Annotated in this window: 22 protein-coding genes; 14 read left to right on the top strand and 8 right to left on the bottom strand. The window is 69.7% G+C overall.

What is annotated here, in order from left to right; all coding sequences use genetic code 11:
• The first annotated feature begins 5 nt into the window (after positions 1-5).
• The 6 genes from thpR (at position 6) to AS25_RS12470 (ending at position 5,926) form a co-directional block, all read left to right on the top strand.
• Entirely contained in the window at positions 6-632 is a 627-nt protein-coding gene (gene thpR / locus AS25_RS12445; protein ID WP_035965520.1) for an RNA 2',3'-cyclic phosphodiesterase, read from the top strand.
• A 12-nt stretch (positions 633-644) separates the two neighbouring features.
• The gene (locus AS25_RS12450; RefSeq protein ID WP_035965522.1) at positions 645-1,892 is read left to right on the top strand and encodes an MFS transporter; all 1,248 of its coding nucleotides are present in this window, start codon (positions 645-647) and stop codon (positions 1,890-1,892) included.
• A 50-nt stretch (positions 1,893-1,942) separates the two neighbouring features.
• Positions 1,943-2,422, top strand: a complete 480-nt coding sequence (locus AS25_RS12455) for a zinc-binding metallopeptidase family protein (protein ID WP_035965523.1) — start codon at positions 1,943-1,945, stop codon at positions 2,420-2,422.
• 112 nt (positions 2,423-2,534) lie between these two features.
• The gene (locus AS25_RS12460) at positions 2,535-3,545 is read left to right on the top strand and encodes an IS481 family transposase (protein WP_035965563.1); all 1,011 of its coding nucleotides are present in this window, start codon (positions 2,535-2,537) and stop codon (positions 3,543-3,545) included.
• A 33-nt stretch (positions 3,546-3,578) separates the two neighbouring features.
• The gene (locus AS25_RS12465; RefSeq protein WP_035965524.1) at positions 3,579-4,754 is read left to right on the top strand and encodes a CaiB/BaiF CoA transferase family protein; all 1,176 of its coding nucleotides are present in this window, start codon (positions 3,579-3,581) and stop codon (positions 4,752-4,754) included.
• A complete protein-coding gene (locus tag AS25_RS12470) occupies positions 4,751-5,926 on the top strand; it encodes an acyl-CoA dehydrogenase family protein (RefSeq protein ID WP_035965525.1) in 1,176 nt (391 codons plus the stop codon). The genes AS25_RS12465 and AS25_RS12470 overlap by 4 nt, the downstream gene beginning before the upstream one ends.
• Before the next feature lie 93 nt (positions 5,927-6,019).
• Here the strand turns inward: AS25_RS12470 and AS25_RS12475 are convergent, their stop codons facing one another.
• Positions 6,020-7,009, bottom strand: coding sequence for an N-acetylglucosamine kinase (locus AS25_RS12475; RefSeq protein ID WP_035965527.1), 990 nt, complete (start codon positions 7,007-7,009; stop codon positions 6,020-6,022).
• A 7-nt stretch (positions 7,010-7,016) separates the two neighbouring features.
• Positions 7,017-7,340, bottom strand: coding sequence for a putative quinol monooxygenase (locus AS25_RS12480; protein ID WP_035965530.1), 324 nt, complete (start codon positions 7,338-7,340; stop codon positions 7,017-7,019).
• 149 nt (positions 7,341-7,489) lie between these two features.
• Here AS25_RS12480 and AS25_RS12485 point away from each other — a divergent pair, with 149 nt between their 5' ends.
• Entirely contained in the window at positions 7,490-8,851 is a 1,362-nt protein-coding gene (locus tag AS25_RS12485) for an MFS transporter (RefSeq protein ID WP_035965531.1), read from the top strand.
• 234 nt (positions 8,852-9,085) lie between these two features.
• Here the strand turns inward: AS25_RS12485 and AS25_RS12490 are convergent, their stop codons facing one another.
• The 3 genes from AS25_RS12490 to AS25_RS12500 all read right to left on the bottom strand — a co-directional run bounded on the left by AS25_RS12490 (position 9,086) and on the right by AS25_RS12500 (position 11,041).
• The gene (locus AS25_RS12490) at positions 9,086-9,277 is read right to left on the bottom strand and encodes a CsbD family protein (protein WP_035965533.1); all 192 of its coding nucleotides are present in this window, start codon (positions 9,275-9,277) and stop codon (positions 9,086-9,088) included.
• A gap of 213 nt (positions 9,278-9,490) precedes the next feature.
• Complete coding sequence (locus AS25_RS12495; RefSeq protein ID WP_035965534.1) at positions 9,491-10,453, bottom strand: hypothetical protein; 963 nt, start codon at positions 10,451-10,453, stop codon at positions 9,491-9,493.
• Between the two features lie 120 nt (positions 10,454-10,573).
• Entirely contained in the window at positions 10,574-11,041 is a 468-nt protein-coding gene (locus AS25_RS12500; RefSeq protein ID WP_035965536.1) for a MarR family winged helix-turn-helix transcriptional regulator, read from the bottom strand.
• 182 nt (positions 11,042-11,223) lie between these two features.
• On the opposite strand from AS25_RS12500, the gene AS25_RS12505 reads away from it, so the two are divergent.
• The 5 genes from AS25_RS12505 (at position 11,224) to AS25_RS14805 (ending at position 15,528) form a co-directional block, all read left to right on the top strand.
• A complete protein-coding gene (locus tag AS25_RS12505; RefSeq protein WP_035965537.1) occupies positions 11,224-12,159 on the top strand; it encodes an SDR family NAD(P)-dependent oxidoreductase in 936 nt (311 codons plus the stop codon).
• A gap of 30 nt (positions 12,160-12,189) precedes the next feature.
• Positions 12,190-13,173 carry an amidohydrolase family protein gene (locus AS25_RS12510; protein WP_035965538.1) on the top strand — a complete coding sequence of 328 codons (984 nt, stop codon included), beginning with the start codon at positions 12,190-12,192 and terminating at the stop codon, positions 13,171-13,173.
• Positions 13,170-14,339 (top strand): acyl-CoA dehydrogenase family protein, encoded by a 1,170-nt coding sequence (locus AS25_RS12515; protein ID WP_035965540.1) that lies wholly within the window; start codon positions 13,170-13,172, stop codon positions 14,337-14,339. Before AS25_RS12510 ends, AS25_RS12515 begins: the two co-directional genes overlap by 4 nt.
• Positions 14,340-14,403: 64 nt before the next feature.
• Entirely contained in the window at positions 14,404-14,865 is a 462-nt protein-coding gene (locus AS25_RS12520; RefSeq protein WP_035965542.1) for a MaoC family dehydratase, read from the top strand.
• Between the two features lie 48 nt (positions 14,866-14,913).
• On the top strand, positions 14,914-15,528 hold the full coding sequence (locus AS25_RS14805) for a DUF2238 domain-containing protein (protein ID WP_052160985.1): 615 nt from the start codon (positions 14,914-14,916) through the stop codon (positions 15,526-15,528).
• A gap of 77 nt (positions 15,529-15,605) precedes the next feature.
• On the opposite strand, the gene AS25_RS12530 is transcribed toward AS25_RS14805, so the two are convergent.
• Both AS25_RS12530 and AS25_RS12535 read right to left on the bottom strand, forming a co-directional pair.
• Positions 15,606-17,096, bottom strand: a complete 1,491-nt coding sequence (locus AS25_RS12530) for a phytoene desaturase family protein (protein ID WP_052160986.1) — start codon at positions 17,094-17,096, stop codon at positions 15,606-15,608.
• Entirely contained in the window at positions 17,093-17,932 is an 840-nt protein-coding gene (locus AS25_RS12535; RefSeq protein ID WP_253270584.1) for a UbiA family prenyltransferase, read from the bottom strand. The genes AS25_RS12530 and AS25_RS12535 overlap by 4 nt, the downstream gene beginning before the upstream one ends.
• A 160-nt stretch (positions 17,933-18,092) precedes the next feature.
• Between AS25_RS12535 and AS25_RS12540 the strand changes: the two genes are divergently transcribed.
• The gene (locus tag AS25_RS12540) at positions 18,093-19,316 is read left to right on the top strand and encodes a glycosyltransferase (RefSeq protein ID WP_035965546.1); all 1,224 of its coding nucleotides are present in this window, start codon (positions 18,093-18,095) and stop codon (positions 19,314-19,316) included.
• A 71-nt stretch (positions 19,317-19,387) separates the two neighbouring features.
• Here the strand turns inward: AS25_RS12540 and AS25_RS12545 are convergent, their stop codons facing one another.
• Positions 19,388-20,266 carry an NAD(P)-dependent oxidoreductase gene (locus tag AS25_RS12545; RefSeq protein ID WP_035965548.1) on the bottom strand — a complete coding sequence of 293 codons (879 nt, stop codon included), beginning with the start codon at positions 20,264-20,266 and terminating at the stop codon, positions 19,388-19,390.
• 216 nt (positions 20,267-20,482) lie between these two features.
• On the opposite strand from AS25_RS12545, the gene AS25_RS12550 reads away from it, so the two are divergent.
• Positions 20,483-20,768: transposase family protein (locus AS25_RS12550; protein ID WP_253270581.1), on the top strand; the 286-nt coding region annotated here is incomplete at its 3' end.

A 20,768-nucleotide genomic window follows, 5' to 3' on the forward strand; every position in this document is an offset into this window, starting at 1 on the left:
GGCGCATGAGGCTGTTCGCGGCTGTTCACCCCACCCGGGCCGCGCGTGAGCACCTGGTCGGTGCCTTGCGCGAGGTCCGTGAACTCACCGGCACCGCACTGCGCTGGGGTGATCCCGAGCAGTGGCACGTCACCCTTGCGTTCTACGGCGAGCAACCCGAGGCCGCGGTGCCGGAGCTCGGGGAGCTGCTGAGCGACGTCGCCCGGGACCACGCACCGCTCACCGTGTGCTTACGAGGCGCGGGATCCTTCTCCGGCACCACCCTGTGGATGGGTGTGGGCGGTGCCTCGGACGCGCTCGTGGAGCTCATGCACGCGTGCTCGCTGGACCCCGAGGAGCGCGCAAGACAGCGCGCCCACCTCACGGTCGCGCGCATGTCCCGAGCCGAGCGCACGCGCAAGGCCCGCGAACGACGCCGCAGCTCACGCACCGTGGCGCGCCCCGGGCCCGAGCTCGCGCACGTGGTGCACGCGCTGTCCGTGTACGAGGGGCCCGCGTGGACCGTCAGCGAGCTCTCCCTGGTCTCCTCCGAGCTCGGCGAGGGCCGCAGCGGTGGCGCCCTGCACCACACCGTGCAACGATTCCGGCTGTCGGGGCGCGTCGCCTCGGACGCCCCTGGGCGTATGCCGTGAGGAAGGCTGCCGGTGACTGATTCGGTTCGCGGGGCACGCGCCGGCGCGTGGTTGTGGCTGCTGGTGGCGTGCGGGGTGTTGACCCAGGCCACCGTGAACCTGTTGCGCCCGGTCACGTCCTACAAACTGCTCGCCCTGCACGCGGACTCGATCACGATCGGGTTGACCACGGCCGCGTACGCCCTGGTCCCGCTGCTCACCGCGGTGTGGCTCGGGCGGTACTCGGACCGCACCCGGCAATTGCGCGTGCTGACCCTCTCCGGGGTGTTCCTGCTGGTCGCCGGCGGAGCGCTACTGGCGCTGTCCCCCACGGTGTGGGCGGTCGTGGCCGCGAGCGCCGTGATGGGCATGGGGCACCTGAGCTTCACGATCGGGGGTCAGGCGGCGATCGCCCGTTACGCCGCGGACCGGGACCTGGACAAGGGGTTCGGGTGGTTCACCGCTGCGTTCTCCGCGGGACAGATGATCGGTCCCGCACTGGGCGGTTGGCTCGTGGGGCACAGCTCGTCCGCGACCTCCCCGGAACGCCTCGCGGACGTGAACCAGGCCCTGTGGATCGGCGCCGCGATCTCACTCCTTGCTGTTCCGCTGCTGCTCCTGCGCGCGGGGACACCCGCGGCGGACGCCGCCCCGTCCCGCGCGGCCTCGGGTACCGCGGCGCGTTCCGAATCCGCCGACAAACCCACCATTGCGCGGGTACTCAGGGTGCCCCGGGTGGCGTCCCACATGCTCGCCGCGCTGTCTCTGCTCGCGATGCTGGACATCCTCACCGCGTTCCTGCCGGTCATCGGGGAGGAGGCCGGTGTGGCCCCCGCGGTCGTGGGTCTGCTGCTCGGGGTCCGGGGTTTCGCGTCCATCGCGTCCCGGTTGCTCCTGCCGTGGTTGTCCCAGCGGTTCTCGCGGAGGGGTCTGCTGCTGACGTGTTTGTTCGGCGCGGGCATCACGCTGGTCATCCCTCCGCTCGTGCTCGACAACTTCTGGGTCGCGGCGCTGTTCCTGGCCGTGGGTGGGTTCCTGTTGGGTCTGGGCCAGCCGCTCACCATGACCATGATCACCACGTCCGTCCCGGGCAACTGGCGCGGCTCCGCCCTGGCGGTCCGGTTGACGGGCAACCGCCTGGGGCAGGTGATCCTCCCCCTGGTCGCGGGTGTCTTCGCGGCACCCCTGGGCCCGGCCGCCGCGGTGTGGATGTGCTGCGGGGTGCTCCTGGCCAGCGGTGCGGAGAAGGCGTGGGGGGACCGCCGCGCGGACCGTTCGTGATGTGACCGTGCTTACCATGGCCGCAACTGGTTCACGGCTCAGGAGGGTTCATGTCCGCACTGCATCAGGCGTTCCTGCGGGATTTCCGGCAGATGTCCCGCAACGGCGGGCTCGAGTCCGGGGGAGTGGAGCGCCAAGCGGCCACCACCGCGGACGGGCTCAATCGGCAGTGGTTCGCCGGGTGGCTGACCGCGCGCGGTGCCACGGTGCACTACGACGCGATCGGTAACCAGTTCGGCCTCTTTGAGCTGCGTCCCGGCGCCCCGTACGTGATGGTCGGCTCGCACCTGGACTCACAGCCCCGGGCCGGCCGGTTCGACGGCGCGTACGGCGTGCTCGCCGGGGCGAGCGTGTGCGCGGAGCTGTACCGAGCGGCGTCGTCCGGGGAGACGGAACTGACGTACAACCTGTGCGTGGTGAACTGGACGGGTAGCGCGCCCGGCCGAGCGTCGTCGCCCGTAGACGTGCGGCGGGCGGCGACCCGGAAGCGTAGCGACGTCGTCGAGCCGCGGCCGCGGCGGCGCACCTAGATGTTGCGGGGCATGAGGTTCTTGCCACGGGTGCGTCGGTGAGATGAGGAACGGGCTCCTCGCCCAGGATGGAAGTTCCTACACCGTCCGTCCGCAGCAAGAGAGCCCGTTCATGACCCACATTAACGCACCCCTGACCCCCACTGGCCGGCTGCGCATGGTGCTGCGCCACCTCCACGACGGAGTTCCGAAGGCCCATGTCGCTGCCGAATTCCGCGTCTCCCGACCTACGGTGACCACCTGGGTGGCCCGCTACCTCGCCGACGGCGAAGCCGGGCTGATCGACCGCTCCTGCCGCCCGCACAACAGCCGCACCCGCACCCCGGCACCAGTCGTGGATCTCATCGAGTCCCTACGACGGGAACGGAAGTGGTCCGCCCGGCGCATCCACCGTCACCTGCTGGATCTCGGGCACGAGCTGCACCTGCGCACCGTGGGCCGGTGGCTGGCCCGACTGGGCCTCTCGCGGCTGCGGGACCTCACCCCGGCCGGGGACGACCTGCGGCGCCCACCGCGGCGGATCCGTGCGGGGTGGCCGGGGCACATGGTGCACCTGGATGTGAAGAAGGTCGGCAAGATCCCTGACGGCGGCGGCTGGCGGGCCCACGGCCGCGGCAGCGCTCAAGCGAAGAAGTCCAAGCGCGGGCCCGGGGCGAAGGTGGGCTACACCTATCTGCACTCGGCCGTGGACGGCTTTTCGAGACTGGCCTACACCGAGGCCCTCGACGATGAGCGGGCCACCACCACGATCGGGTTCTTCTGCCGGGCCAGAGCGTTCTTCGCCGCTCATGGGATCGAGAGGATCCACCGGGTGGTCACGGACAACGGCGCCAATTACAGGGCGAAGGACTTCACTCGTACCGTCACCTCGCTGGCGGGCCGGCACCAGCGGATCAAGCCCTACACGCCCCGCCATAACGGGAAGGTCGAGCGGTACAACCGCCTGCTGGCCGACGAGGTGCTCTACGTCCGCCCCTATTCCAGCGAGCAGGCCCGCCGCGACGCCATCGGGGTGTGGGTGAACCACTTCAACTACCATCGGCCCCATACCGCCTGTGGTGATCAGCCCCCGGCCTCACGCGTCCCGGCCCGCGCCAATAACGTCATGCCCTCTTACACCTAGAGTGGAGGACATCGTCGATCCGAGGAGGACCCCGTGACCGAAGCGCTGCCCCTGGACGGTGTGCTCGTGGCCGATTTCTCGCGCGTGCTCGCGGGGCCGCTGTGCACCATGACGCTCGCGGACCTCGGTGCCCGCGTGATCAAGGTCGAGCGTCCGGGCACCGGTGACGACACGCGCGCGTGGGGTCCGCCCTATTCCGAGACCGGTGCCACGTACTTCGAGTCCGTGAACCGCAACAAGGAATCCGTGTGCCTGGACCTGCAGGACGAGGACGGGCGGGAACTCGCGCGCGAACTCGCCCTGCGCGCGGACGTGGTCGTGGAGAACTTCAAGCCCGGCGGGATGGCCAAGCTCGGCCTGGGCTACGAGGAGATCTCGCGCGAGAACCCCGGCGTGGTCTACGTGTCCGTGTCCGGTTTCGGCACCGCCGAGGGCGCCCACCTGGCCGGTTATGACTTCCTGGTCCAGGCCGTGGGTGGGCTCATGAGCATCACGGGCGCCGCGGACGGCGAGCCCACCAAGGTGGGCGTGGCCCTCGTGGACGTCCTGACCGCCAAGGACGCCACGATCGGCGCGCTCGCGGCCCTCGAAGCGCGACGCCGCACGGGCCGCGGCGCGCACATCGACGTCAGTTTGCTCTCGAGTCTGCAGGGTGCCCTAGTCAACCAGGGCCAGGCATACCTGGGTGCCGGTAAGGTCCCCGAGCGCATGGGCAATGCCCACCCGTCCATCGTCCCCTACCAGTTGTTGCACTGCGCGGACGCGCCCCTCGCGGTGACCGTGGGCAACGACGGGCAGTTCCGCAGGTTCACGGCCGTGCTGGGCATTCCTGAGGTCGCAGACGACGAACGGTTCGCCACGAACTCGGCGCGCGTGGCCCACCGCGAGGATCTCGTCCCGCTGCTGGAGGATGCGTTGTCCGCCCGGACCGCCCGCGAGTGGCAGGAAGAACTGACCGAGGAAGGGGTCCCTGCGGGCAAGGTCGCCGGGATCGGCGAGGGCGTCACGCTGGCCGAGGACCTCGGACTGGAACCCACGGTGGACGTCCAGGATCGGGAGGGCAGGACCGTGGGACGGCAGTTCCGTCATCCGGCCCGCTGGACCCCACCCCTGGAATCCCCCACGGTCGCCCCGCCGCAGCTCGGGCAGGACACGGAAACGATTGTGGCGTGGCTCCGTGAGCCCCGTCACCGTACAGTGAGGACATGAGCCAACAGAACACCGTCAACGTCATGGACCTGGTGGGCTTCGACTCCCTGCTGAACGAGGAAGAGATCGCTCTGCGATCCACCGTGCGGGAGTTCGTGGACGCCACCATCCGCCCCAACATCGCCGAGTGGTATGAGAAAGCGGTCTTCCCCCTGGAGATCGTCCCGGAGATGGCCAAGCTGGGCCTGCTGGGTATGCACCTGAAGGGATACGGCTGCGCGGGCCGTTCCGCCGTGGAATACGGCCTGGCCGGCGCCGAGCTGGAAGCCGGGGATTCCGGTCTGCGCACGTTCGTGTCCGTGCAGGGCTCCCTGGCCATGAGCGCCATCTACAAGTGGGGCTCCGAGGAGCAGAAGCAGGAGTGGCTCCCGCGCATGGCCGCCGGTGAGGCCATCGGGTGCTTCGGGCTCACCGAGCCCACCGCGGGTTCCGACCCCGGTTCCATGAAGACGTTCGCGCGCCGCGACGGCGAGGACTGGGTCATCTCCGGCGCCAAGCGGTGGATCGGCCTGGCGACCGTGGCCAAGGTGGCCGTCATCTGGGCCCAGACGGACGAGGGCATACGCGGTTTCGTGGTGCCCACCGACACCCCGGGCTTCAAGGCCACGCCCATCCAGCCCAAGCTGTCCATGCGGGCCTCGATCCAGTGCGAGATCGAACTCACGGACGTGCGACTCCCCGCATCCGCCCTGCTGCCCGAGGCCAAGGGGCTGCGCGGCCCGTTCTCGTGCCTCAACGAGGCTCGGTACGGGATCATCTGGGGTGCCATGGGTGCCGCCCGCGACTCGTTCGAGGTGGCCCTGAAGTATTCCCAGGAGCGCATGCAGTTCGATCGCCCGCTAGCCGGGTACCAGCTCACGCAGCAGAAGTTCGCGGACATGGCCCTCGAGATCGACAAGGGGTTCCTGCTCGCACTGCAGATCGGCCGCCTCAAGGACGCCGGCACACTGCAGCACCATCAGATCTCGGTGGGCAAGCTCAACAACTGCCGCGAAGCCATCAAGATCGCCCGCGAGGCCCGCACGATCCTGGGTGGCAACGGCATCACCCTCGACTACTCCCCACTGCGCCACGCCAACAACCTGGAATCCGTGCGCACGTACGAGGGCACGGACGAGGTGCACGCCCTCATCCTGGGCCAGCAGCTCACGGGGGAGGCGGCGTTCCGCTGATCCCGCGGGGCTTTGCTCGCCCCGCCCCGGCGCGCCATTTCCGAACCGGCGCCGGTTCCGGGGCGTTCAGCTTGCCTGACCCGCTCGCCCGTCCTACAGACCCGCGGCGCGGGCGAGCAGGGGTGCCCCCAGCACGGGTTCCCGGTCCAACAGCGTGACCCGCGATCCGTGACCGCGAAGACGCTCCCTGATTTCCACGCCCACCGAGGTGGTCGCGAGCCCGCCTCCGACGACCACGGGGAGGGGCTCGCCCAGGTTCCGGGCCACGGTGATGATCAGCTCCGCGAGGTGCGCGGCGGCCGCCGAGACCAACTCGCGAGCGGCGTCGTCGTACGGGGCCAGCTCGATCACCGTGCGGGCCAGACCGGCCCAGTGCGTGCGGTCGGGGCGGTCGTGGAACGCCGCGATCAGCTCGGTGGGCGTGCTGACCCCGGCGTGTCCCAACACGGCCCGGGCGAACCGGTCGTCATCCGCGGGGGCGACGTCGCTCGCTCCCCGGTCCTGCGCCTCCCGCAGCACATGGCGCACCGCTTCCCGGCCGAGCCAGTACCCGCTGCCCTCGTCGCCGAGCAGGTAGCCCCAACCGCCGGCGCGGGCCTCGCGGCCGGAAGCGTTCACACCCCACGCCACGGAACCGGTTCCCGCGATCACCGCAATGCCCTCGGTGTGTCCGCCCGCGGCGAGGATCAGGCGGGTGTCGTGCACCGCGATCACGGGCGTCTCCGACGCCGGGCAGACGGCCGGTGCCGGGTGACCGCCCGCCGCCGAACACGCGTCCGCCGGCGGGCGATCGCCCGCTGCGGCCTCAGCCACGGAGCGAATGAGCTGCGTCAGCGCAGCGGCGTCGTGCGGGGTGTCCACACCGCCGGCGCCGGCGAGGACCGCGGTGCCGCGCGGTGGTGCCAGGCGGTCAAAGACGTCCCGCAATGACTGGGCGGCCCGCTCCCGGCTGACGTTCTGCACGTTGGCGCTACCGGAGCGGGCCTCGCGCACGGGGGAGTCCCCGCGGAACAGTACGCCGCGGGTGTGGGATCCGCCGATGTCCAGCCCCACGAGGAACCGGTCCACGGGTTCCCCGGTCATCAATGCCTCAGCCCTCGACGGTGAGTTCACCCATCTCGTCCCAGCCGTCACCGTCGATCTGACGGGAGATGATGCGCGGGGTGCGGACGAGGTACTGCGGGAACTGCTCGGTCATGGTGGCGAAGTGCTCGGACTTCACGTGCGCCTCGGCGGCGTCGTCCTCGAAGGCCTCCACGAGCACGTACTCGCTGGGGTTGTCCAGGCTGCGGGACCAGTCGAACCACTTGTTGCCCGGCTCCTGACGGGTCGCGGCGGTGAAGTCCGCGACGATCTCGGGCCAGCGCTCGGCGTACTCGTCCTTGACCTCGAACTTGACCACGATGAAGATCATTGCGCTGCTCCTGTCCTGGGGTACCTGTCCTGGGGTGTGACACGTTCCGTGCCGGTTCCATGCCGTGCACCCAGCATAGGTCGGCGGCTCGCCGTCATGCGGCGTCACGGCGGCCGCGGGAGGAGCGGACGGTGGGCTAGCGTGCAGACATGAGTAGCGCACCTACACATCCGCCCGTCACGCACGAGCAGCGTGCCACCGCCCGCCGTGCCGTGGTCGCGTCCTCGATCGGCAACGCGCTCGAGTGGTTCGACATCATCGTCTACTCGTCCCTCGCGGTCGTGATCTCCGCCCTGTTCTTCGAGTCGGATTCGATCGGCCAGGTCACGGGCACCCTGCTGACGTTCGGTACGTTCGCGCTGTCCTACCTCATCCGCCCGCTCGGTGCCCTGGTGCTGGGTTCCTACGCGGATCGCCACGGCCGCCGCCCGGCCCTGACCATCACGATCGCCCTGATGATGCTCGGCACGCTCATCATGCTGCTCGCCCCCACGGCGGCGGTCATCGGCCCCGCGGCAGCGCTGCTCATCCTGCTCGCCCGCCTGATCCAGGGGTTCTCCGCCGGTGGTGAGTTCGGCACGGCCACCGCGTTCCTGATCGAGAACGCCCCGGACAAGCGCGCCTTCTACGGGTCGTGGCAGGTCGCGACCCAGGGCCTCGCGATCCTGCTGGCCTCCGGTTTCGGGTTCGCGCTGCACACCCTGCTGAGCCACGACGCGCTGTACTCGTGGGGTTGGCGCATCCCCTACCTCTTCGGCCTGCTCATCGGTCCCGTGGGCCTCTACATCCGCTTGCGCATGGACGAGACCCCGGACTTCCGGGCGTTGCAGGACGAGCGTGCGCGAGCGGCGTCGTCGCCCTCGGAGGGTACTGGCACGACGACGACGCCGCCCCACCCGTCCCTCGGGCGCGGTCCCCTCGCGCAGACCATCGTCCACTCCGCCGGCCGGTGGCTCACGGCCGCGGGCGTGGTGGGCCTGGCGTCCATGTCCGTGTACACGATCCTGTTCATGCCCACGTACTCGATCCAGAACCTGGACCTGCCCTCGTGGGCCGCGTACCTGGGCGGTGTAGTGGCCGGTGCGGTGACCCTGGTGGGCTCCCCGTTCGTGGGGCACCTCGCGGACCGCGTGGGACCGGGGCGGGTCATGCTCGCGGCCTCCGCGGTGGGCATCGTGGTGGTGTACCCGCTGTTCCTGTGGTTGGTCGCGGTCCCGACCGTGGCCACCCTGACCATGGTGCAAGCGGTGCTGGGCGTGATCATGGCTCTGTACTTCGGCCCCATGCCCGCGCTGCTCACCGACATGTTCCCCACGCAGATCCGCACCACGGGAATGTCCGTGGCCTACAACCTGGGCGTCACGGTGTTCGGGGGATTCGCACCCCTCGTGCTCGCGTGGCTCGTGAGCTCCACCGGCTCCCTGACCTCACCGAGCATCTACTACGCGGCAGTCGCGGCCCTGTCCCTGGTGTGCCTGCTGATCGCGCGCAAGCGGTTCGCGGTGCGGTGAGCGGGACCCACCCCAGCCCCTGCTTTAGCTGAGTAAAAACGAGATTCGGTGCCCCGAAGCTGATTTTGCTCCACTGATGCAGGGGTAGTGGGGCGGGAAGCAATGCAGGGGTGGCGGGGCGGATGAGGCGGAGTGCACGACGAGTGCCGTTGCCGGCGGTGGGGCGGGCAGACGAAAGGCCCCCGTCGTGTTCACGACGAGGGCCCTCCGGTCGAAAGGTGGCGGGTGCGGATCTCAGCCCAGCCCGTCCTTCAGATTCTTACCGGCGTCTTTGATGTTCTCCACGGACTGCTTGGCGCCACCGGAAGCTTTCTCCCCGGCACCCTCAGCTTGCAGATCTGCGTTGTCCGTGGCGTCACCAAGCTTTTCCTTGGCGGAACCGGAAGCCTTTTCCGCAGCATTACTGATTTTGTCACCGAGTCCCATAGGCACTTCCTTCCGTGGAGCGAACGGGTCCTCATAATCTAGACCCGTCGTCCCGGCCGGGGGAAGACATGGTGCGGAACAATTTCCTGGGAGCACCCGCGTCAAAGCTTCCCGGAGATACAGCCCCGCGGGCCCGGGCGACTCACCGGAACCGCGGTGTCCGCCGAACCAGGGGACTACGCCTAGCCAACGGACTATGCCGGCCCGAGATACTCACTGGTACGAGACGAACCACGGCTTGGGCGTCAACTCGAAGGTCTGCTTGGGGGTGAACGTGGGGGTGTCCTCGTCGTAGAAGTTCTTCCAGGCCATGCGGATCCCCCGGGGCAGTTCGTGCTGCAGGGCGTCCCACGTGGACATCTTCAGGTCCGGGGTGCCGTGCCCGTCCGCGTGCAGGAGGAACGCGAGCTCGGGGTGGTCCGTCTTGATGGCCTCACGGTTCTGGATCATGGGCATGGAGAACTGGTGCAGGATCAGGGTCTTCTGGGGCAGACCGTTCTCGGCCGTGAGCCGGGCGAGCCACTGCGTGGTCTCGTTGATCTCCTGCGCGCTCACGGACCCGATCTGCTGCAGCGGGTACTGCCCGGGCCCCAGCCGCCACTCGGGGTCCAGGGCCAGGCCCACGTTGGGCCGCTTGAGCAGTTCCTCGTACCGCTTGGCCTGGGACAGGAAGTCCGAGCGGCCGGGCTGCAGGTCCAGGACCACGTAGATACCGTGCTTCTGCGCGGCCTCGATGTACGGCATGAGGTGCTCCACGGGAGCCTCGTTGGAGAAGTCGCCGTCCGGCCCCGGGTCGGAGGACGCGGTGGTCGCGATGATCTCGAACGCCGGGATCACCTTCTCCTGGCTGTAGGGCTCGTACTGCTCGGCCAGCTCGATCGCCCGCTCGGCGGATTCCTCCGGCCCCTGCTCACCCAGTGCGCCCAGCCCCGGGGTCCCCGGGTGTCCGTAGAGCGCCACGAACCTGCGCTCGGGGAACAGGGTGGTGCCCCCGCCGATCAGCTCGGGTGGCTGGGTGGGCGTGGGTGTCGCGCTGGGCTGTTCGGTCGCGGTGGACGACGTCGCTGCGGTGCCGCTCGCGGCGTCGTCACCCCCCGCGTCGCCGCCGGAACCGCAACCGGTGAGCAGCAGCATGGCGCAGAGGGCGGAGACAACGGCGGGGGCGGCGGAACGCATGGTGCGTGACCTCGATCGGTAGGGGGAACGCGGGGGAGCGGGACTGCTGGTTCCACCGTACGTGTTCGCGGGCGCGGACGCCCGGAATTCCGGGGCGCGCGGGACCGCCCGGCGGTGCGCTCAGCCCAGTGCGATGCGCTGCAGCAGCTCCAGCAGGGTGGCCCGTTCGTCCTCGCTCAGGGGTGACAGCGTCCGGTCGGTGCACCGGTCCACCGCGGCGCGCGCTCGCCGGTAGAGCTCGCGGCCCTCGTCCGTGGGCTCGATGAGCTTGGAGCGGCGATCACTGGGGTCGGTGCGCCGCACCACGGCCCCCCGCCGCTCGAGGGAATCCACGATCAGCACGATCTGGCTGGGGTCCAGGACCAGGTACCTGCTCAGGTCCCGCTGGGACGGGTGCAGGTCAGAACACACGAGGGACAGCGCGGAGTAGTGGCGCACCTTCAGGTCCAGTTCCCCCAGGGCCCGGTTGGCGGACGCGGAACCCAGGGAACTCGCGCGGGCCATGAGGAACACCGGCTCGCTCGCGAGGTCACTCGTCCTCAGGTCCGGCGCCGGGTCCAGGGCGTCCTGCGGAAGGGGGGTGGTCATGTCGCTGCTCCTGGGTGTCGTGTCGTGGCGTGCTCCGCGCGGTGGGCGGGGGTGGGGCCGTCCACCGAAGTACCGTCATGGATAATCTTAACCGTTGACAATCTCAATTAAATACGGTCCCATGGAGGAAACACACGGTGACGCCCATCACCGCCGGAGTAGAACCCCAGAAGGAGCATGTCATGACCGCCACCCCCCTCGAAGGAAAAGTCGCCATCGTCACGGGCTCCGGTCAGGGGCTCGGGCTGGCCTACGCCCAGACCCTGGCCCGGTACGGTGCCGCCGTGGTGATCAACGACGTCAACCAGGAGACCGCGGACGCCGCCGTGGAGTCCATCACCTCGCAGGGCGGCAAGGCCGTGGCCGTCGTCGCCCCCGTGGGTGACACGGAGGCGGCCACCGCGCTCGTGCAGGGAGCCGTGGAGGCCTTCGGTCACCTCGACATCCTGGTCAACAACGCCGGTGTGCTGCGGGACAAGTCCCTGCTCAAGATGACCGACGAGGACTTCGACGTGGTCATCAAGGTCCACCTGCGCGGCACCTTCACGTGCTCGCGCGAGGCGTACCGCTACTTCAAGGAGAACGGTGTGGCCGGGCGGATCATCGCGATCGGTTCGTCCACCGGCCAGTACGGCAACTTCGGTCAGACCAACTACGCCGCCGCCAAGGCCGGCATCGTGGGCATGATCCGCACGTTCGCGCTCGAGATGAAGAAGGCCGGCGTGACCGCCAACGCGGTGATCCCCGTGGCCGCCACGGCCATGACCAAGACCGTCCCGTTCTTCCAGAAGGCCGTGGAGGCGGACGAGCGCGGCGAGGCCATGCCGGCGTTCTTCCGCCACGAGCTGGGCTTCGGCACCGCGGAGGACGTCGCGGGTCTGATCACGTGGCTCGCGTCCGACGACGCCGCGGACGTCTCCGGCCAGGCGATCGGCGCCGGCGGGGACCGGTTGCAGCTGTTCAGCCACCCCACCCCGCTCGTGACCGAGTACCGCGAAGGCGGGTGGACGTACGAGGCGCTCGCGGAGCAGGCCAAGGGCCTGTTCGAGGGCAACTGGCAGACGGTCGGTGAGATGATCCCCGAGCTCCCGGCGGACATGCGCCCCGAGCAGCGCTGATCCTCGTACCCACCAGGCAAGAGGACCGGAATGCGGTATGAATTCGGGGCCGAGCTGGCCCAGCGGGACGGCATCGACGTGCACGTCCACATCGAGTGCTCGGACCACGGGCACGCATCCCTGCCCGCGGCACTCACGGAGGCCTCGGCAAAGTACTTCAAGTCCGAGGACCGTTCGCCCACGCTGGACACGATCGCCGAGCGGTACCGGGAGTGGAACCTCGCGGCCGTGGTCTTCACCGTGGACGCGACCACCGCGCTGGGTCACGAGCCCAACTCGATCGAGGAGATCGCGGAAGGGGCGGCCCGCAACAACGACGTGCTGATCCCGTTCGGCTCCGTGGATCCGCTCCAGGTCCCCCGGGCCGTGGAGCGGGCCACGCAGTTGGTCGAGGAGTACGGGGTCAAGGGCTTCAAGTTCCATCCGTCCCTGCAGGGCTTCGACCCCTCGGACCAGGTGTACTACCCGATCTACGAGGCCATCCAGGAACTCGGTGTCCCCGCCCTGTTCCACACCGGCCAGAACGGGATGGGTGCGGGGCTCCCGGGCGGTTACGGCATCAAGCTGGCGTACTCCAACCCGCTGTTGCTGGACGCCGTGGCCGCGGACTTCCCCGAGTTGCAGGTCATCATGGCCCACCCCTCGGTGCCGTGGCAGGACGAGGCCAACTCGATCGCCACCCACAAAGCGAACGTGTGGATCGACCTGTCCGGGTGGTCGCCCAAGTACTTCCCGGAGTCCCTGGTGCGAGCGTCCAACGCGATGCTCCAGGACAAGGTGCTCTTCGGCACCGACTACCCGCTGATCACCCCGCAGAAGTGGCTCGTCGCCTTCGAGCAGCAGCGCTTCAAGGACGAGGTCAAGCCCAAGATCCTCAAGGGCAACGCCCTGCGGCTCTTCGGCCTGGGGGAACTCGAGGGGACGTACGAGCCGAGCGAGGGCGGCGTCGTCGCCGCGGCAAAGAACTACGCGGCGGAGAAGGCCGCGCAGATGCAGAAGGTGGAGCGGGCATGAGCGAGCTGTACCCGGACTGCGATCCGTACGGCGTCGCCGACCGGCTGAGCGAGGCCGAGCGCGCGCCCATCCTGCGGTTGCGCATGGTGCTCGAGGACGAGATCTCACCACTGCTGGCCGAGTACTGGGAGAAGGGCGAGTTCCCCTACCAGATCGCGCCGTCCCTGCACGGGCTCAACCTGATGACCCCGAACGAGATCGACGGGGAGCCGCGCTCGCTGTACCACGGGTTCCGGATCTTCGAGCTGGCCCGCACGGACGCGTCGATGGCAACGTTCTACACGGCGCAGGCGGGCCTGTTTCGCACCACGTGCCGCGTGGGAGCGTCCCCGGAGCAGTTCGCCGAGCTGGACCCCAAGATCACGAGCTTCGAGACCACCGGTGTGTTCTGCCTGACCGAACCGGATCACGGTTCGGACATTGCCGGCGGGCTGGCCACCACGGCCGAACGCCAGGGTGACGAGTGGATCCTCAACGGCGCCAAGCGCTGGATCGGTGGCGCGCTCACCGCCGATTACCTGGCCGTTTTCGCCCGCGACGTGGCCGACGGTCAGGTCAAGGCGTTCCTCGTGGACCGCGAGGCAACCGGGGTGACGCTGGAGAAGATTTACGGGAAGACCGCCCTGCGCATGATGCAGAACGCGGACATCACCCTTGAGAACGTGTGCGTTCCCGAGGCGCAGCGGCTGCAGAACTGCAACTCGTTCAAGGATGTCGCGGCCATGTTGCGCGTGATGCGCTCGGACGTCGCGTGGATCGCCACCGGCATCCAGGCCGGCGCATACGAAGCTGCGCTGCGCTACGTGCGTTCCCGCGAACAGTTCGGCAAGTCGCTGGGCAGTTTCCAGCTCGTGCAGGAGAAGCTCGCGCGCATGCTCGGCAACGTCACGGCGTCCCTGTCGATGGTCTCTGACCTCGCCGAGAAGCAGGATCGCGGCGAGTACCGGGACGAGGATTCCGCGCTCGCCAAGATGTGGATCGCACTGCGCATGCGCGAGACCGTGGCCCTGGCCCGCGAGGTGGTCGGCGGCAACGGGATCACGCTCGCGACCGACGTCGCCCGCTTCCACGCGGACGCCGAGGCCGTCTATTCCTACGAAGGCACCCACGAGATCAACGCGCTCGTGGTCGGCCGTTCCATCACCGGCAAGTCAGCTTTCGCCTGATTCGCCGACGACGCCGCTCGCACCGTTGTGCGCGTCTCTGACTCACTATTGCAAGGAGAATGTCATGACCGCCAAGACCGTAGTTTCCTTCGCCGACGTTGCCGATCTCGCCGGCAAGGACCTGGGCTTTTCCGAGTGGCGCGAGATCACCCAGGACCAGGTGAACCTCTTCGCGGACGCCACCGACGACCACCAGTGGATCCACACCGATCCGGAAAAGGCCGCATCCGGGCCGTTCGGCGCGCCGATCGCGCACGGTTTCCTGACCCTGTCGCTGCTGATCCCCATGTGGTCCGAGCTCTTCGACGTGTCCGACGTGCAGACCAAGGTCAATTACGGCCTGGACAAGGTCCGCTTCACCTCCCCCGTGAAGGTGGGCTCGCGCGTGCGCATGACCGTGACCATCACGGAGGTCTCCGAGGTCAAGGGCAACGGCCTGCACCTGGTGGCCGATGCGACCATTGAGATCGAGGGCGAAGAGCGTCCCGCCGTGGTGGCACGCTTCCTGAACCGCTTCTACAAGTAAGCGTTCTTCGGTTCTCGTGCTTCGGGGAGGACGCGAGAGAATGGACGCATGACCGAGAGCAGATCTTCACTTCCTCCGCCGACCGGCCCCCGCTCCCCGGCGGGCTCGATTGCCCTGGTCGTCCGGTGGCTCGCGCCGCTGTCCGCGCTGCTCACGGTTCTGTTCGCCGACACCGCGGGCGCCGCCGTGATGATGCTGGTGTGCCTGGCCACCACGATCATGTGGCGGGCCCGGCTGCCGGCGGCACTGGAGGTGACCACCAATCTGGTGCTGCTGGTCGCGGCGTGGAGCTCGGTGTTCCTCCTCTACGAGCGGCTCGCTCACTGGGACCTGGTGGTGCACTGTGCGGCGACCGCCGTGCTGGCCGAACTCGCATTCCGGGCCCTCGAGCGCTGGGGTCGGCTTCGGGCCCCCAGCGCTGTGGCTCACGTTACGGTGGTCACCGGTTTGGGCGCCGTGCTGGCCCTGCTCTGGGAGTTCGTGGAGTTCGCGGGCTACGCCCTCGTGGACCCGCGTGTGGAGGTGGGCTACTTGGACACCATGGGGGACCTCGCTGCCGGTTGCGTGGGCTCCCTGGTCATCGGGGCTCTGGGCTACTGGGCACGGCAGAGAGAGGGGACGCCGGCGCGCGTGCCCGCCGGTGCCGCCGAGGAAACACGATAAGCGAAGTTCTGGGCCGATCCGTGCGCACTATCCGTGCAGACCGCAACGAGCGATTTGGTGCCCGAAGCACGCCCCGGCTATTGGCGTCCCCGGACTCCGCGCGTGCGTCGATCCGCCGATGCCCGGGACCGGTCCCGCTCCAGGCGCTCGAGCAGCTTTCCGGTCGAGATCATTGCCCCGCCCATTACCGCGGGCAGCCCGCCGCCCGGGTGGACGGAGGCCCCCACCCGCCACAGCCACGGCCGCAGCGGGCTCCTGTGGGCCGGGGAGTGGAGGGGTCCGGCCCGCCACGGAGCGCGCACCGCGCCGTACAGCGCCCCGCCCTCCGACCCGTGGACGGCGAAGTACGCGGGGTCCAGGATCTGCACGTGGCGGAACCGGTCAGACACGGGATGTGGCCACCCGAGGACCCGGCTCACGCGCTCGATCTCGCGAGCGACGAACGGGTCGTCCAGGGAATACGCCTTGCCATTGGCCGGGGTGGTCAGCAGCAGGGCGAGCGTGGGCTCGCTGCCAGGGTGGACGGTGTCGGCCGGATAGTAGTTGGCGAAAGCCATGGTCTGCTCCGGCTCGGTCCTGGCCTCCAAGTCGGCGTAGAGCTCAGCGGGTCGGTCCGGCAGGACCACGCCGTGGCGGGGTGTGCCCCCGGGCAGCTCGGCGTCCAGCACGGCGTAGACCGCGACCGCCGAGCAGCTGAGCCTGCGGGGTCGGCGGGGCGCCCGGCCGGAGAGCAGTCCGCCGAGCCGGTGGGCGTCGATGCCGCTGACGACTACGTCGGCCGGGTACGTGCTGCGGGCGGTGGTCACCCGGCCCCGGGCCGCGGAGAGCACCGGTTCGCCGGTGCGGATCTCGACCCCGGCGGCCACGTTCAGGCGCCGCAGGGCCTCGACGAGCTCGTAGACGCCGCCCCGGGGCAACCACACGCCGTCGTGGGCCATGACCGCGGGCATGGATGCGTACAGCGCCGGGGTGCGCTGTGGACCGACGCCCGCGTTGAGGGTGTGGATGGCGATGACCTCGCGCAGGCCCTCCGGTAGCCAGGTCAGGCTGTCGAGGTAGTCGCGGGTGGTCAGCTTCCGCCCGTACAGTCGGCCGAGCTTGCCGAGCGCCGGATAGGCCGCCCGGTCCAATACGTCCGTGGTCAGCAGCTGCGTGATGTCCGGGCCGAGCCCGCCGTGCTCGGCGGCGAAGCGCGTCCAGGCCTCGTGCCACGGGTGTCCCGGCGGCACGGGCAGCTCGCACCGCTCGCCGCGGTAGTAGTAGCTACCGACGTCGGGCAGCCGTTCCAGCTCCAGCGCCGCGGTCTGCTCGGCGGGCGCCACCGCGCCCTGGGCCCCGGGCCCCGCACCGAGCTCGTCGAGGCGGCGCAGCAGCTCCTCCCACACGCCCGGAAACGTGAACAGCGACGGCCCGGTGTCCACCCGCTGCCCGACGGCCTCGATGCGCCGACTCTTACCGCCCACGTGGTCGGCGGCCTCGAGGAGGGTCACGTGGTGGCCGGCCCGACTCAGCAATGCGGCCGAGGTCAGCCCCCCGATTCCGGCACCCACAACGACGACGCGGCTCACGGGTACACCTCCAAGTACAGCGCGACCGTCAGCTGCACCCCGGCCACGGCGCCGGCAACGTAGGGGAAGGCAATGGAGTATCGGTAAAGCCGGTGCCCCGTGGTCGGACGCGGGTCCCGCAGCAGGGAACCGACGAGCCACCCGGCGATGAGCGCATTCACCACGGCCACCGGAACGTTGACCAGCGCGAAGCACACCGTGGACAGGGCCCACCAGCACCCGCTCCAAATCGCGGTGCCGCGCGGGCCCAGCCGCACGGCCGTCGTGGTGATGGCCGCCGCCCGGTCCTCCTCGATGTCCTGGACGGCGTCAAAAGCGTGCTTGGCCACGCTCCACGCCATCAAGCCCACGGCCGCGGGCCACACGGGCGTTCGGTCGAGTGCGTAGGCCATGAACACCAGGGGCAGCGCGTAGGCGGCGTTGCTCAGCGAGTCGAGCCAGGGTCGGGCCTTGAAACGCAGGGGCGGGGCCGAGTAGAACAAGAAGACCAGGACGTACACCGCGATCCAGGCCAGCGCGGCCGGCGGCAGGGTGAATGTGAACCACACGACGAACGGCACATTGGTGATGAGCACCCAGGCCCAGATGGTGCGCACCTCGCCGGCCCCGATCCGCGCACCCTCGAGGGATCCCTTGCGCGGGTTGAGGGCGTCGGTGTCCTGGTCGAAGACGTCATTGACGCCGTAGATGAGCAGGTTGAACGGCAGGGTCAGCCACAGCAGCAGCGGCAGCGCCTCCCACCGCCACAGTGAGCCCGCCAGCCACATTCCCAGCACCCCCGTGCCGAAGGCATTGATCCACAGCACCGGCCGGGAGATGTGGACCGTCCGCCGTATGGCGGGCACGAATGATGCCTGGGACACAAGCGTTGCTCCTCTTCCGGCACCGGTGCACCCGGGGTCGCGGGTACCTATGGCCCACCCTACGCGAGCGCGCGGACACGGACACCCGCGTAGGTGGTTCGTGCCCGGTCCGCGGCTAGGGCAGACTGGAGCAATGCGTCTGATGCTGCTGACCTCCGGCACCCGCGGCGACGTGGAGCCCTTCGCGGCGCTGGCCCGCTACGCGAGCGCCCGGGGCCACCGGGTCCGACTGGGGGCGCCGGAGCACTCCGGGGTGGAGCTGTCCGGGATCGACACCGTGGGTCTCGGGATGGACCTGAACCGGATGGTGCGCACCCACGGACTCTCGCCGTGGACGGCAGTGCGCCGCTTCCGCTCCGAGATCCGCCCCGGGATGCGCGAGATGCTTGGTGCCGCGGTGCGGGAGACGCTGGCGTTCGGCCCCGACCTGGTGGTCCACCACCCGCTGGTGCTCACCGCGCCGGCGGTGGCCGACGCGCTCGGCGTGCCCCGGGTGCTGACCGAGTTCGTGCCCGTGGCCACACCCACCCGGGAGTTCTCCGCGCCCGGGACGCCCGAGTCGGTGCTCTCCACCGTGGGTGCCGTCTCCTCGGATCCCGGGCGGTTCAACCGCCGCACCTACGCGGTGCCCCGGGGCGGGGCACGGCTGTTCCAGGCCGACGTCAAGCGCGCGTGCGCACAACTGCCCGGCGGCCGGGCGCCGTCGCCCGCCGCGGGTTCGCGTGCCACGCTGATGGCGGTCAGCCCGCACCTGCTGCCCCGGCCCGCCGACTGGACGGACCGGGTGCACCTGACCGGGGCCTGGCACGAGACCGCGCCCGAGGTGGCCCCGGACCCTGCCGTGGCGGCCTTCCTGAGCGGCGGCCCGTACCTGGTGGCGTCCTTCGGTTCCATGGCGGCCGGCGACCCGCACGCCCGGGGGCGGGCGATTGTCGCGGGCGCTCGCGCCCACGGGTTGCGCACGCTGCTGCTCACCGGGTGGGGTGGGCTGGCGCTGCCGGGGGACAGCCGGGGCGAGGACGTGCTGGCCGTGCCGGCCGCACCGCTGGACGTCGTGCTGCCCGGTGCCGCCGTGGCCGTCCACCACGGCGGGGCCGGGACCGTGCACACCGTGGCCCGCGCCGGCGTTCCGTCCGTGACGGTGCCCTTCCTCGTCGACCAGCACTTCTGGGGCCGACAGCTGCACCGGCTCGGGATCGCGGCGGCCCCGATCCCGTACCGGGAGCTGACGCCGCAGGCGCTGGCCGCAGCGGTGGGCGAGGCCCTCGCCCACCGGGAGCCGGCGCGGCGCACGGGCGATGCGGTCCGGCGGGAGCAGGGGCTGTGCAATGCCTTGGATGTTCTCACCGGGCTCTGAGCCCGTCTCGGCGCTCGGCGCTCTGTGCTTCTAAAGGTGTCGTATCGGTCAGCGCACAGCGCCGGTCATGGTCATTGATTCGGCTCGGCGCGCTCCGCAATCCACTTCTGGAACACCGCGGAGTCCTGTTCGCCCAGTCCCGCGTCAATGAGCTGCCGAGCGGCGCTCGCAATAGGCCCGCCCAGCACTGATTTGGTTCCGGTGGCCCGGGCGGCGTCCAAGTAGGCGGACACGTCCTTGTGGACGAAGGCCGCCTGCGCGGACACCGAGTAATCATGGGCCACGAGTTTGGGGGTCTTGTCGTTCATGATCACCGACCCCGCATAGCCGCCCTGGAGCAAGTCGAGCAGCGTGGCCAGATCAAGGCCGGCGCGTTCGGCCACCACGCTGGCCTCGGACAGAGCCACGATCTCGGCCGCGCAGATCAGCTGATTGCACGCCTTGGCCACCTGCCCCGACCCCAACGGCCCCAGGTGAACGGGGCGACCGCACGAGGACAGGACGTCCGAGACCAGGCCCGTGGTGGCGTCGTCGCCACCCACCATGACGGACAGGTCCCCGCGGATCGCCCCGGCCTCCCCGCCGCTGATGGGCGCGTCCACGAACTCGACACCCGAGGTGTCCCGGTGCCAGCGGGTGATGTCCACGGGCGAGACGGTGGAGCTGATCGCCAGGACCAGGCGGTCGTGGTCGGCGTCGCGTTCGCGGGCGCCCTCCACGAGTTCGTCCAGCACGCCGTCGATTTCCGGGGCGCCGGGCACCAACAGGATCACGACGTCGCACTGGCGCGCCATGTGCCGCGGTGTGTCCACCGCGCGTGCCCCCGAGGCCTTGTGGAGGCTGCGGTGCAGGACCACCACGTCGTGCCCGGCGCGGATGATGTGCCCGGCCATGGGCTTGCCCATGGATCCGAGACCGATGATTCCCACGGTGTGCGGTGACGGGCTCATGGTGCGGCTCCTCGCGACGGTGACGGATGGTCCCATCATGCCCCGAATGCTGGTGTCGGCGTCCAGGGGTGGGGGCGAATTACCGGCCCTTCACAGATGAGCATGGGTAGCGGTGTGCGCGTGGGCGTCTCGAGGGGTGTGTTGTGAGGTCTGGGTAGAGGTCGAGGTCTCCAGGATGGGTAGCGACCAAGCAACCCGATCCATGAAGGCCTCGACGTGTCTCATGCTATCTGCGCGCCGGCGTGCGCGCTCTTCGACCTGCCCGACGTCCATGTCAGGGCCGTGGAACGCGGACCACGCTCGTTCACCGTGGTGGTGGAGACTTTTCCGACGCTGGTGGGGTGCCCGTCCTGCGGGGTGCTCGCCACCGGCCACGGCCGCCGGGAGGTCGTGCTCCACGATCTGCCCTGCGCTGGGGTGCCCGTGCGGGTGGTGTGGCGCAAGCGGATCTTCAGGTGCCGGGAGGACGCCTGCGAGGTCGTGACGTTCAGTGAGGTCCACG

It is taken from the genome of Kocuria marina, assembly GCF_000786655.1.
Classification (GTDB): Bacteria; Actinomycetota; Actinomycetes; order Actinomycetales; family Micrococcaceae; genus Kocuria; species Kocuria marina_A.

Excerpts from the sequence above, each read along its gene's own strand:
- AS25_RS12500 (WP_035965536.1), bottom strand. The coding sequence starts at position 11,041 with ATGACCACCCCCCTTCCGCAGGACGCCCTGGACCCGGCGCCGGACCTG.
- AS25_RS12490 (WP_035965533.1), bottom strand. The coding sequence starts at position 9,277 with ATGGGACTCGGTGACAAAATCAGTAATGCTGCGGAAAAGGCTTCCGGT.
- AS25_RS12470 (WP_035965525.1), top strand. The coding sequence starts at position 4,751 with ATGAGCCAACAGAACACCGTCAACGTCATGGACCTGGTGGGCTTCGAC.
- AS25_RS12475 (WP_035965527.1), bottom strand. The coding sequence starts at position 7,009 with ATGACCGGGGAACCCGTGGACCGGTTCCTCGTGGGGCTGGACATCGGC.
- AS25_RS12495 (WP_035965534.1), bottom strand. The coding sequence starts at position 10,453 with ATGCGTTCCGCCGCCCCCGCCGTTGTCTCCGCCCTCTGCGCCATGCTG.
- AS25_RS12455 (WP_035965523.1), top strand. The coding sequence starts at position 1,943 with ATGTCCGCACTGCATCAGGCGTTCCTGCGGGATTTCCGGCAGATGTCC.
- AS25_RS12540 (WP_035965546.1), top strand. The coding sequence starts at position 18,093 with ATGCGTCTGATGCTGCTGACCTCCGGCACCCGCGGCGACGTGGAGCCC.
- AS25_RS12515 (WP_035965540.1), top strand. The coding sequence starts at position 13,170 with ATGAGCGAGCTGTACCCGGACTGCGATCCGTACGGCGTCGCCGACCGG.
- AS25_RS12485 (WP_035965531.1), top strand. The coding sequence starts at position 7,490 with ATGAGTAGCGCACCTACACATCCGCCCGTCACGCACGAGCAGCGTGCC.
- AS25_RS12460 (WP_035965563.1), top strand. The coding sequence starts at position 2,535 with ATGACCCACATTAACGCACCCCTGACCCCCACTGGCCGGCTGCGCATG.
- AS25_RS12545 (WP_035965548.1), bottom strand. The coding sequence starts at position 20,266 with ATGAGCCCGTCACCGCACACCGTGGGAATCATCGGTCTCGGATCCATG.
- AS25_RS14805 (WP_052160985.1), top strand. The coding sequence starts at position 14,914 with ATGACCGAGAGCAGATCTTCACTTCCTCCGCCGACCGGCCCCCGCTCC.
- AS25_RS12510 (WP_035965538.1), top strand. The coding sequence starts at position 12,190 with ATGCGGTATGAATTCGGGGCCGAGCTGGCCCAGCGGGACGGCATCGAC.
- AS25_RS12520 (WP_035965542.1), top strand. The coding sequence starts at position 14,404 with ATGACCGCCAAGACCGTAGTTTCCTTCGCCGACGTTGCCGATCTCGCC.
- thpR (WP_035965520.1), top strand. The coding sequence starts at position 6 with ATGAGGCTGTTCGCGGCTGTTCACCCCACCCGGGCCGCGCGTGAGCAC.
- AS25_RS12505 (WP_035965537.1), top strand. The coding sequence starts at position 11,224 with ATGACCGCCACCCCCCTCGAAGGAAAAGTCGCCATCGTCACGGGCTCC.
- AS25_RS12480 (WP_035965530.1), bottom strand. The coding sequence starts at position 7,340 with ATGATCTTCATCGTGGTCAAGTTCGAGGTCAAGGACGAGTACGCCGAG.